Below are 12352 nucleotides of genomic sequence, written 5' to 3'. Positions count from 1 at the left end.
CTAAAAGCCGCGTCATCAGATGCGGCTTTTTTTATTTTAGCGAGTGGTATAGCCGCCGTTTGCAAAAATAGTCTGTCCTGTAATCCACCAACCATCAGTTACCAAAAAGCGAACTAGAGGTTCAATATCTTCAATTTTGGTGAGTCCACCTAAAGCTGAAGCTGATTTATGGTAAGCCACTGCTTCGGCAGATTCCTGACCATAAAAGAAAGGTGTATCCATAGGCCCAGGTGCAACAGCAGTCACAGAAATCTGACGATCACCAAATTCTTTTGATGCAGCACGTGTGTAATGCTCAACAGGTGCTTTTAAACCTTCATAGGTTGAATAGAGTCCAGTGTAGGCTGCAAGAAGAGAAGTCACGATTGAACAAATCTTGCCGCCGTCATTTAAATGACGACCTGCCGATTGAATAAAGAAATAGGCAATTTTTGAGTTGATATCGCTCATGCTATCAAACTCTTGTTCTGTGGTATCTAAAAAAGATTTCTTTAAAACCTTTCCAACTGTATTAATGGCAATATCAATTCCGCCAAAATGCTGCTTAGTGTCTAAGAATAGCTTTTCGATATTATCAATATCCGTTAGGTCTGCCTGAATTAAAACGGCATCTACACCGAATGCTGTTACATCTGCAAGTGTCTGTTCTGCATCTGCTTGAGTTTCAGCGCTATTGTAGTGAATTGCAATTTTTGCGCCTTGTTCTGCAAACCTGCGGCTAATCAGTCCACCTAAGTTTTTTGCACCGCCCGTAATCAGTACAACTTTATCTTTCAGAGTATGAGTTGTCATGATGGTTGTTCCTATGATGACTTGTTTTAATGTGTTTTTAGTCTAGATTGGCGGTAATTTTTGATCAATTATGCTAGTTTGGTTTAACTATTCAAAAAATACGAACAATTAAATGGATCGGTTGCAGCAATTTTTTATTTTTACAGAAGTCGCTAAACGACAAAGCTTTAGTGAAGTGGCAAATCAGCTTGATTTACCTCGCTCGACAGTAACGAGTGCTATTCAACAGTTAGAAACTCACTATGGAGTACGCTTATTTCATCGTACTACGCGTAAAGTAAGTCTCACTCAAGATGGACAACGAATATTACCTGAGTGTCAAAATCTATTATTTGATTATGAACAGCTCGAACAGCTTATACAGGCACAAAAGCAGCATTACCGTGGCACGCTAAAAATTTCAATGCCCAGCCGAATCGTACACCAAGTGATTATTCCTGAACTTCCCGATTTTTATAGTCGCTATCCAGATATCCATTTACAACTTCATAGCTCTGATGACATCACTGACTTAATCGAGAAAGGAATCGATTGTGTTGTTCGGGTGGGGCAGCTAGATAATAGTAGTTTAATTGCGAAGTTCGTTGGTAACTTGATTATGGTGAACTGTGCAAGTGCTGACTATTTAGAACAGTACGGTATTCCTGAACAATTAGAAGATCTATCTCAACACAAACTCATTAACTATGCGGGAGCCGTAGGAGAAAAACAGGGCGTATTTTCATATCAAGATGGAGCTGTGATGATGGATAGTGCTTTAAGCGTGAATAATACGGAAGCCTATATTGCAGCGGCTATTGCAGGTTTGGGAATTATTCAACTTCCATACTACGATGTTCAGGATAAAATCGAGCAGGGAACTTTAGTTGAAGTACTAAGCGCCTATACTGCTCAATCGCTTCCACTTAATATTTTATATCCGAACCGGAGTTATATTCCTAAACGTTTGGAAATCTTTATGGAATGGGCTAGGGATGTTCTATATAAGAAGTGCATCGTCATCTTTTAGTCATAAAACTAAAATACATTAACAATAAAAAAAGCCTCTCGAACTGAGAGGCTTTTTAGAATTTGGTGGGTCGTCCGCGACTCGAACGCGGGACCAACGGATTAAAAGTCCGCTGCTCTACCAACTGAGCTAACGACCCAAATAGGTTCAAAACAGATAAGTGGTGGGTCGTCCGCGACTCGAACGCGGGACCAACGGATTAAAAGTCCGCTGCTCTACCAACTGAGCTAACGACCCAAATAGGTTCAAAACAGATAAGTGGTGGGTCGTCCGCGACTCGAACGCGGGACCAACGGATTAAAAGTCCGCTGCTCTACCAACTGAGCTAACGACCCAAATAGGTTCAAAACAGATAAGTGGTGGGTCGTCCGCGACTCGAACGCGGGACCAACGGATTAAAAGTCCGCTGCTCTACCAACTGAGCTAACGACCCGTATCGTTTTGATGTCGCGTATTTTAGCAAGTTATTCAACTAACACAAGAGGAAATTTAAAAACATTTGCATGATTGCCTATAAAAAGCACGATTTCCTCTTGTTTAGCTAAAAAATGAACTAAAAACGGTATTTATATGCCTGAATGTTGTCAAAAATTTCAGTTGTGATGTCACAGTAACTGCTTTCACCAGGCAATAAAGCGAGTAAACGTTCAGAAGTTTTGCTTGGATTAAATGCATCTTCCTTCAATTTATTCTTTTGGTACTTAAAAGTACCTGTGGTTTCAACTTTAGCCTGTATACGTAAAAACACTGGTACCGCATAAGCAGGTAAGCATTTTTTAAATACAGTCACCATTTCTGTTAAGTCAGTGTCATTTAATTCAGCACCATCAGCAAGTGTGATTGCTGCCATACCTGCACGACCATTGGTATTTGGAATTTCTACGCCATAAACCACAGCTTCAGCGATCTTGTCATATTCACACACCATGTTTTCAACTTCTGTGGTAGATACATTTTCGCCTTTCCAGCGGAAGGTATCACCTAAGCGGTCAACAAACTGAGCGTGACGGAAACCAATATTACGAACAAGATCACCTGTGTTGAAATATGAGTCACCTTTTTTAAAGACATCTTGCAGAATCACAGATTTGTTCTTTTCTGGGTCAGTATAGCCATCAAATGGAGAGCGACTGGTAATTTTACCTACCAATAAACCGACTTCACCTGCTTTAACTTTTTTGCACCAGCCATTTTTATCGCGTACAGGCTCATTCTTTTCTTTATCAAATTGAATGACTGCATACGGCATAGGGGAGAAGCCTACCGTATTATCAAAGTTGAAAATATTACTAAAGCCGACATTGCCTTCACTTGAAGCATAAAGTTCAAGAACTTCTTCAACACCAAAACGCTGTTTGAATTTATCCCAGATGTTCGGACGCATGCCGTTACCAATCATTTTGGTTACACGGTGAGCACGGTCAAGCTCTGTAGTTGGAGCATCCATTAAGTAACGGCAAAGTTCACCTACATAACCGATTGCAGACGCATTAAACTTCTGAACATCTTTCCAGAAAGCACTGGTTGAATATTTACGTCGAATGGCAAGCGTAGAGCTTCCTGCAATCACTCCACACCAGCACACCACCACACCTGTTGCATGGTACAGCGGTAAAGTGACATACATCACATCATTTGGGCCAAGGTTTAAAATGTGGCCATAAGTGCCATATGCGAGTGTCCAGCGACTATGTTTAAAAATAACTGCTTTTGGTAATCCTGTTGTTCCCGAAGTATAAATATAAAACAGACCATCATTACCATGAACAGAGTGTGTGGTCGATGGATTGAATTTCGGGAATTGATCAATTTCTATTGCAAGATTGGCATAACCTTGAGGTGCCGTTCCTGCATCTTGACGAGTAGTCTGATCTGCAAACCAGTGAAAACGGTCTTTAGGAACGTTTAAGTCTTGACGAATTTCATCAATTGCAGCACGAACTTCTTCACCCGCAATGACTGCAATTGGTTTTACAAGATTGATACTATGAGCGAGAACTTTACCGACTTGAGATGTATTTACAAGCGCAATCGTTACCCCAATTTTAGCTAAGCCCACAATAGTGGCAATAAGCTCAGAACGGTTCTCAACCATTACGGCAATCACATCACCTTTACGTGCGCCGAGAGATAAATAATAGTGAGAAATCTGGTTAGCCCATTCATTTAAAGCTTCATATGAGTAACTTTGATCTTCAAATAATAAAGCAATACCTTTCGGATTTCGCTTAACAGCTTTCTCAAAAGCTACACCTAATCCAGTTGGTGTATTTGCTGTTCTTAAATAAGCCTGTTTAAGACCATTCAGGATATGGGGTACTTTGGGAATGAAGCTAGGAAGTCTAGTGGCAACATCCCCAAGCGTAATGATATCGGTCTGTGTTGTCTGGCTCATATCAATCCTATTTATTTTTCGATCAATCCAAAAAAGGTTGCGTTGGCAAAAGTACAGTATTTTTCATGGTTCACCATGCTTTTAAAACTTTTCTTCTAGTGCAATCAACCTAATTGGTTAAAAATAACAAAAAAAACCTAGTCATCGAAATGACTAGGTTTGTTTAAATTAGCTGCAATTGAGCAAATGATTTACTCAGCTACAGGATTTGCTTTCTTTGGTGGACGGCCGCGAGGGCGACGAGGACGACTTGGTTTGTCCTTATCAGCTTTAGAATCTTCTGATTCACTCTCGGCAGGAGCTTCAGTTGGCTCTACAGCTTGTTCTGTAGCTGCTTTGGCTTTTGCAGCTGCTTTTGGCTGTTTTGCAACCGGAGCCTCTACTACAGGTTCAGCTGGTGTCTCTTCTACATTAGCTACTACTTCAACTTGCTGATCAAGCTCAAGCGGTTGTTGTTTTGATTCAACAGGTGCTTGTGTTTCAGCAGTAGGAGCAACAACGGCTTCTTGCACAGTCTCAGCTACAGGGGCAGCTTCTTCTGGTGCAGAATGTTGTTTAACTTGCTCAAAAGCTTGTTCAGCTGCAAGTTTCGCTAAACGACGGCGTTCACGCGGATCATTAGCAACTCGTGGTGTCGCTTCTTTTGGTGGCGTCAATGGAAGTACTGGCGCAGGTTCTGCTTCTTGTGAAGGCTTATTGCTTGGAAGCTCGGCATCACGAGTAACAGGCTTTTTGTCTTCAGCTTCAGTTGCGACTTCAGTCACTAGAGTACTTGCGTATTGCTCTGCAAATTTTTGCAATGCACGATTGAATGTTGGAACTAAACCAAACTGTTCAATCAGTACTGTGCAGTCTTCACCGTAAACATGACGGATCAAGCTACCAATTGTATATTGCGCCAACGTTGGAATTTGCGATGGGGCAATTGATGGTGCAGCAGCTTTAGCACGTTTTGCATTGCGTTGTTCACGGCGACGCATACGAGGATCATTACTTGCACGTTGAATTTGCGGTTGAGTTTTCTCAGCCTTTGGTTGAGGAACTTCTGCTTCAGCAGTTACCGTCTCTTCCACTGCCACAACTGGTGCTGGAGCTGGTTCTTGAGTAGCTTCAACAACAGGTGCTTTTTCAGGGCGTTCAATAGGTTGCTCAGGCGTTAAAGCAATAATTTCGCTTTGTGCTTGATCAACATTGATGACTAAGGCTGTATTCATGACTTCATGCTGTGGAGCATCAATCAAATCAACCTTAATTTGTTTTTCATCAACAACTGCTGGTGCCGGCGTATTTTGATTTTCATTTAATACGCTTGGATCGCGGTGGCGATTCGGACGGTTTGGACGTTGTTGGTTATTACGGTCACGACGTGGTACAGCATGTTCAGCTTGTTGCCCATCATTTTGATGTTGTGCATGCGGCTGGTCTTGCTGTTGACGCTTTTGTTGACGTTTTAATTCACGTTGCTCTTGGCGTGATAACTGTACAACCTCTTCATGAACCTGTTGTTGCTGTGGTTCTTGATTGTGGTGGTGCTGATGTTGTTCACGTTGCTCTTTGTGCTTACGTTTTTTGTTGTTTGGACGCTGCTGTTGTACTTTATCGTCTTTTTCAACATTCTCACGTGCTTCCTGCTTAACAGGAGATTGAGAAATATAAGCATTGTTAGATGGAGCCGAAGTAACTTCAGCAACAGCTGGTGCTACAACTTGTCCAAACTGCCCACGGCTAACAGCGCCTGTATTCACCATTTGTTCAATTGCAGCAGCAGCATTTTGTGCTGAGCGAGATTGATCAACTGTTTGAGCTTGTTTTTGAACAAAAAGGTTTTCTAACCATGCACATGGGCTTGCTGCTTTTTGAGCGCTTGCCTGAGCAGCAGGTTGAGCCGCTTGATTTACTTTCTTTTGATTAGCTGCGTTATTGGCAGCAGGGGCTGCATGAGTATGGCCATGATCAGCTTCTTCTAAATGCCATTCAGAAGATTCATAACCTAACTCTTTTTCACTTGAACGAGTTGCTTCAGTACGTTCGTAGCTAGATGGGGCAAATCCATCTGGATTGTACTGAATTTCGTAGTGAGGTGTTTCTAAGTGCGGGTGAGGCAAAACAGTCACACGAACACTAGAAGTTTGCTCTAAATACACCAAACTATGGCGTTTTTCATTAAGCAAGAAGGCTGCAATTTCAACTGGAACTTCAACCTGAACTTCACCATGACGTTCACGAAGCGCGATCTCTTCTACTTTACGCATAATAGAAAGCGAAAGTGAGCGTAAGTCACGAACCATGCCTGTACCATGACAGCGTGGGCACACATAACCTGTTGCTTCTTCAAGAGATGGACGTAAGCGTTGACGGCTCATTTCCATTAAGCCAAAACGAGAAAGTTGGCCAAACTGAATACGTGCGCGATCGCTTTGAGTTGCTTCACGAAGTTTTGCTTCAACCATACGTTGGTTGCGCTCTTTAGTCATATCAATGAAGTCGATTACAACTAAACCACCAATGTCACGAAGACGAAGTTGGCGAGCAATTTCTTCTGCTGCTTCTAAATTAGTATTAAGCGCAGTTTCTTCAACGTCATGTCCACGAGTCGATTTCGCAGAGTTAATGTCGATTGAAACTAAAGCTTCGGTCTGGTCAATCACGATTGAACCGCCAGAAGGAAGTTTTACTTCACGTTCATAAGCAGTTTGAATTTGACTTTCAATACCAAAATGAGCAAACAATGGCTCGTTTAAAGTATAAGTTTTAAGTTTGTCTAATTGACGAGGCATCACTGCTTTAACAAAGTTATAAGCTTCGTTATAAGCCTGTTCGCTATCAATTAAAATTTCTGCAACATCATCACGTAAATAATCGCGGATAGCGCGAGTAACAACACCAGCTTCTTGATGAACCAGCATTGGAGAAGGACCAGAGCTTGCTGTGCCTTGGATTTGTGCCCAAAGGTCAAGCAAATGCTGTAAGTCTAACTGTAATTCTTCTTGGGTACGGCCAATACCAGCGGTACGTACAATAACGCTCATACCACGTGGTAAATTTAAAGAAGCTAGAATCTCTTTTAGCTCTTCACGTACAGAACCTGAAATTTGACGACTAATACCGCCACCTTTCGGGTTGTTTGGCATAAGAACCAAATAACGTCCTGCAAGTGAAATAAAGGTAGAAAGAGCTGCACCTTTATTGCCACGTTCTTCTTTTTCGACTTGAACAAGTAATTCAGTACCTTCAGTGATAAGTTCACGAATGTTTGAAGTTTGTCGTGGGTCTGCTTGGAAATAACTGTTAGCAATTTCGCGCATAGACAAGAAGCCTTGACGGCCTGCGCCGTATTCAACAAAAACAGCTTCTAAAGATGGTTCTACGCGGGTTACATGGCCTTTATAGATATTGGATTTTTTCTGTTCTCGGGTACGATTCTCTAAATCAAAATCGTAAAGACGATTACCAGTGATAAGTGCAACGCGGACTTCTTCTGCGTGAGTTGCATTAATCAACATACGTTTCATGGGTGTGACACCTAATAGTGACCCACACAAACATATCGCACAAACTTAAAGGTTCTGAACGAACATCGAACATGACGGATCATTTCCCAGATCTCAAAATATTTGTGGTCTGAGTCATCTGTTACCGGCTACATTTAGCCTTAGCTTCGATTCTCGTCTGTGATGTAGGCAATACTGCTTCAACCTTTAAATCGGACTTCCTTAGTGCTTCACTGGCGGGGGAGCGGTGCATTGGTTAATGACTTTCACTGTCATTGGGCGCGAAGTGACTTCTTTTTGGAAGTTTGATACGGAATGCTCATCGTATCGGTGCTTTCGGCAGTTCCAATGCATCAACGCTTTAGCCTGAAGGCAACATTAAGGAGCGATTTGTCTGATGTGTATCAGTTTACGTTCCATAACCAACTAGAGTTGGTAACATATTTTTTTGAACAAACTGAATTAAACGCAACAGTTTGTCATTTTGCCGATATAATAAGCCTTCGGCGTCGGCATAATTCTTTAGGACCAATCCGAGCTGGTGATGAAAGCATCATTTTGATTGAGGTTTCAATCAGGGAAATTCCCTATTAGATGTTCACTTACGGCGGTATCCGTGCGCTGACTATATCAAACCTTGCAGCATCTGCCTATGGGCTAAGCTTAGATTTCTTGTGAAAAAACTAAGCTAATCGGTCATTTATTAATCAAATTTAGCAAAATTTCAGGTTTAAATATTAGTATGAATTCTACACAGCAATGGCAAAGTGTCACTTGGTTTGAGGTGGATGAACATCAAGCAGGACAGCGAATTGATAATTTCCTGTTTTCGCGTTTAAAGGGTGTACCTAAGAGTCGTATTTATCGTTTGATTCGTGAAGGTCAGGTTCGTGTAAACAAAAAACGTATTAAAGCTGAGACCAAATTAGAGATTGGAGATCAGATTCGTGTTGCACCTATTCGCTATGAACAAAAGGATGAAACAGCTGCTCCTGTGAGTGATGGTGTAGCACAGAGCCTACTTAGCCGTGTGGTCTATGAAGATGAAGGACTGTTAGTCATCAATAAACCATCAGGTATTGCTGTACATGGCGGTAGTGGTGTGGCGTATGGTTTGATTGAGGCTTTACGCGCAGCGACAGGTAAAAAATATTTAGAACTAATTCACCGCATTGACCGTGATACCTCTGGTCTGGTCATGATTAGCAAAAAACGTAGTACTTTAAAGCTGCTACAAGATATGTTGCGTGAGCACAAAATTCGTAAGACTTATGCGGCAATTGTAAAAGGTCAGGTGAGTCTCGATAAACAACTCATTGATGCCCCTTTATTTCGTTATGAGTTAGCCAATGGCGAGCGTCGTGTACGTGTGTCTAAAGAAGGTAAACCGAGTAAAACCGAATGGGTTGTTGCAGAGCGTTTTAAAAATGCCACTTTGGTTCATGCATCGCCGTTATCAGGTCGTACCCATCAAATTCGTGTACATGGTTTAAGTATTGGACATCCGTTGTTGGGTGATGATAAATATGGACATACCACTGAGTACACAGGTCCGCAGGCACGACGTTTATGTTTACACGCGATGCGTTTAGATATTCCGGGTTATCCACCGATTGAAGCGCCGTTACCGGAAGACATGACCCAGTTATTAAAGGCTTTGAGAGTAGCAAAATGAGTCTGAAAACCGAATTAGTAATTTTTGACTGGGACGGAACTTTATATAACTCTGTTGGCCAGATTGTTGCGAGCCTACAACATGCAGCAGAGCAACATGAATTGTCTCTAAGCGATGAAGCTGCAAAAAGTATTATTGGGTTAGGCTTGCCTGAGGTGATGCAGACCTTATTTCCAGAAGCGCCAGAATTGCATGACTCGATCTTAAAGGCATATGGCGATCACTATATTGCGAACTCGACTAGTGACGCATGGTTTGAAGGTATTTCTGAACTACTCCATGATTTAAAAGCCCAAGGTTTAAAGCTTGCAGTTGCAACGGGTAAAAACCGCCGTGGGTTAGACCGTGTAATCGCAAAAACACAAAGTACTCATCTTTTTGATGTGACTCGGGCAGCCAACGAAACACGTTCAAAACCAGATCCGCTCATGCTGCAGGAAATATTGACTGTAACTGGTGTGAATGTTGAGCAAGCGGTTATGATTGGTGACAGCAGCTATGATCTTGAGATGGCACAGCGTTTAGGGATGCCGCGTATTGGAGTAGGCTATGGCGTACATTCGGTTGAAGTTCTGCAAAAGTTTCAACCTTTAACGATTGCTAAAGATGTACAAGAGCTTCACAGCTTTTTGAGAGGGTATACTCAGTTACCTACTGTAGATGTCGCTTAAATTGAAATAGTATTAAAGAGGGAATACGTTCCCTCTTTTTTTAAGCTGAATAACAAAACAATAAGAAGAGAAAAATGAGCCGTTCAATTCGTCTATTAAATCTTTTACAACAGCTCCGTGAAGCCCGTTACCCAATCACAGCACAAGTCTTGGCTGAAAGCTTAAACATTAGTGTTCGAAGTGTCTATCGAGATATTGATAGCTTACGTGAGCAAGGTGTAAGAATTGATGCCTCAGCAGGCTTGGGTTTTCAGCTTAAAGAAGACATCTTATTACCACCGGTTACTTTTAATGAGAATGAAGCCGAAGCTCTATTTTTAGCTTTAGAGTGGTTGAAAGACGTTCCAGATCAGGCAATGAAATCGGCAGCCGTTTCAATCTACTCTAAACTTTATGCAGTTCTACCCGAGCACCGGAAATATTTGATCGATGACATGACGCTAGGCGTTACACATTACTGGCATCCGGTTGATGAAGCTTTAGTAGAACAAGTACGTTTAGCGATTCGTAAACAAGTAAAAATAAAAGTCGATTATTGCGATGAACAAAAACGGTTAAGTAAACGTTCACTTTGGCCTTTTGCTTTAGGGTATTTACATGACAAAGTTGTACTTGCTGCTTGGTGTGAATTACGGCAGGCATTTCGCCATTTTCGGATAGATCGTATCCATGACTTGCAAATGAGTGAGGAAATATATCCTGAATTTAAAAAACATCTGTTTCAAAGATGGTGGAAACAAGAAATGCAAAGGACTACTGACAAAAACTGACAAAAGTTATTTGTAAACTAGGAACTACGATAAACAAGGAGCAATAAGAATGAGCCTTAAACTTTATACTAACAAAGAGTCACGTGGTGTAGTTATTGACTGGCTTTTGGTCGAGTTGGGTGTTGAATGTGAACGAATTGAAGTCGCATATAAGACCGAGATGAAATCGCCTGAATATCTAAAACTTAATCCTTTTGGAAAAGTACCGGTATTGGTAGATGGCGATGTCGTGATTTATGAGTTGGGTGCAATCTGTGCTTATTTGGCTGATAAGTTTAGTGATAAAGGTTTGGCACCAGCCTTGAATGATCCGAAACGTGGTTTGTACTATCGTTGGTTATTTGTGATGGCGGGCCCTTGGGAAGCTGCAGGTGTTGATAAAGCTTTAGGCATAGAAGTATCACCTGAGCAAAAAATGTTTGTTGGCTATGGCGATTACAACGATGCTTATCAAGCTTTAGTTCAGGGATTGAGTGAAGCGAATCCGTATGTATGTGGTGAGCAATTTACCGCAGCAGATGTAAGTGTGGGAGCAATGCTTTTATGGCAGTTAAAAATGAATGCGATTGAATCACATCCTGCTATTACCCGTTATGTTGAAACGATCAAACAGCGTGAAGGCTTAAAACAAAGTACTATGGGGCAACTGCTGTAAACCTAATATTCTTAAAAGTCACCCAAAAGGGTGGCTTTTTTATTTTCAAATAAAGATTTTAATTGGTAAGAAAGCCAGCAGCAACGTTAATGCAGATCGCTAAAATGGTGGTATTAAATCCAAAAGACAACACAGCGTGAAATAAGTTTAAAAGACGCATGTGCTTGTTGGTAATCGACACATCCGCAGTTTGAGCAGAAGTACCAATAATATAACTAAAATATAGAAAATCAGGATAAGTTGGCTGTTTTGTACCAGGGAAATCTAACCCTCCATTTTCCTCATTTCTAGATAGAGCCATATAAAAATCATGGGCATAATGTAGAGCAAAAACGGTATGCATAAAAAGCCATGCAGACACAATGGTGAGTAAAGCTAAAGCCACATGACCTAACTTTGCAGAACTGTCGGAAGGGAGTTGTGACAGTTGAATTAAAATAGCAACCAAACACATGATTAATGCTAATAAAACAATCAGCATAATGACCCATTTGCTTTCATCTTGTTTTTTAGCTTGCTGTTGCATTTGTGAATGGTCGGCACTTTTCATGAGTTGCCAAACATGTAGTAAATATATGCTAACGGAAGCATTCCAGCTGACTAATAAAATAGTTGACCACTTCCATGATGTTAACCATGTCAAAATACCGGCTGTGACAATACCTATGAATAAAGCAATAAAGAAATGTGGGCGGTTTTGTACACTACGTCCTAGATGTTGAAATACGCCAACCATTTTCCTAGTCTCCTTTATTATACGGGAAATATATTATTTTTTATTAAATGGTGAAAATAATATATGGTTTTATATAGATTTTATTTCAATTCTTTTCATTTATATTCATGAGATATTTAATTTTACCTATTAGGTAAAATAGGACATTACCGTGGATT

The 12352-nt window shown here is 41.1% G+C and carries 9 protein-coding genes and 4 tRNA genes; 5 read left to right on the top strand and 8 right to left on the bottom strand.

The genetic code is table 11. From position 1 onward, the window contains the following. Window positions 1-36: 36 nt before the first annotated feature. Window positions 37-792, bottom strand: coding sequence for an SDR family oxidoreductase (locus J655_RS12585; protein ID WP_005079248.1), 756 nt, complete (start codon window positions 790-792; stop codon window positions 37-39). A 112-nt stretch (window positions 793-904) separates the two neighbouring features. Here J655_RS12585 and J655_RS12580 point away from each other — a divergent pair, with 112 nt between their 5' ends. Continuing rightward, window positions 905-1801, top strand: a complete 897-nt coding sequence (locus J655_RS12580) for a LysR family transcriptional regulator (RefSeq protein WP_005079244.1) — start codon at window positions 905-907, stop codon at window positions 1799-1801. A gap of 63 nt (window positions 1802-1864) precedes the next feature. Here J655_RS12580 and J655_RS12575 read toward each other — a convergent pair. From J655_RS12575 to J655_RS12550, 6 genes are all read right to left on the bottom strand, one after another. Then, window positions 1865-1940 (bottom strand) — tRNA-Lys (locus tag J655_RS12575). A gap of 22 nt (window positions 1941-1962) precedes the next feature. Beyond that, a tRNA-Lys gene (locus J655_RS12570) sits at window positions 1963-2038 on the bottom strand. A 22-nt stretch (window positions 2039-2060) separates the two neighbouring features. After that, a tRNA-Lys gene (locus J655_RS12565) sits at window positions 2061-2136 on the bottom strand. A 22-nt stretch (window positions 2137-2158) separates the two neighbouring features. Then, window positions 2159-2234, bottom strand: a tRNA-Lys gene (locus J655_RS12560). Between the two features lie 120 nt (window positions 2235-2354). Next, on the bottom strand, window positions 2355-4196 hold the full coding sequence (locus J655_RS12555) for a long-chain-acyl-CoA synthetase (RefSeq protein ID WP_005079242.1): 1842 nt from the start codon (window positions 4194-4196) through the stop codon (window positions 2355-2357). A gap of 191 nt (window positions 4197-4387) precedes the next feature. Continuing rightward, entirely contained in the window at window positions 4388-7708 is a 3321-nt protein-coding gene (locus J655_RS12550) for an Rne/Rng family ribonuclease (protein WP_005079240.1), read from the bottom strand. A gap of 721 nt (window positions 7709-8429) precedes the next feature. Between J655_RS12550 and J655_RS12545 the strand changes: the two genes are divergently transcribed. From J655_RS12545 to J655_RS12530, 4 genes are all read left to right on the top strand, one after another. Beyond that, complete coding sequence (locus J655_RS12545) at window positions 8430-9362, top strand: RluA family pseudouridine synthase (RefSeq protein ID WP_005079237.1); 933 nt, start codon at window positions 8430-8432, stop codon at window positions 9360-9362. Next, window positions 9359-10033, top strand: coding sequence for an HAD-IA family hydrolase (locus tag J655_RS12540; protein ID WP_005079234.1), 675 nt, complete (start codon window positions 9359-9361; stop codon window positions 10031-10033). Before J655_RS12545 ends, J655_RS12540 begins: the two co-directional genes overlap by 4 nt. Before the next feature lie 74 nt (window positions 10034-10107). After that, window positions 10108-10803 (top strand): helix-turn-helix transcriptional regulator, encoded by a 696-nt coding sequence (locus J655_RS12535; RefSeq protein WP_005079232.1) that lies wholly within the window; start codon window positions 10108-10110, stop codon window positions 10801-10803. Between the two features lie 49 nt (window positions 10804-10852). Next, window positions 10853-11458: a glutathione S-transferase family protein gene (locus tag J655_RS12530; RefSeq protein ID WP_005079230.1), complete on the top strand. Its 606-nt coding sequence runs from the start codon at window positions 10853-10855 to the stop codon at window positions 11456-11458. A 58-nt stretch (window positions 11459-11516) separates the two neighbouring features. On the opposite strand, the gene J655_RS12525 is transcribed toward J655_RS12530, so the two are convergent. Continuing rightward, window positions 11517-12194, bottom strand: a complete 678-nt coding sequence (locus tag J655_RS12525; protein ID WP_005079228.1) for a DUF1345 domain-containing protein — start codon at window positions 12192-12194, stop codon at window positions 11517-11519. Window positions 12195-12352: the final 158 nt, after the last annotated feature.

The organism is Acinetobacter sp. 1294243 (assembly GCF_000588015.1).
Lineage (GTDB): Bacteria > Pseudomonadota > Gammaproteobacteria > Pseudomonadales > Moraxellaceae > Acinetobacter > Acinetobacter pittii.
This window is presented reverse-complemented; position numbering and strand designations above follow the sequence as displayed.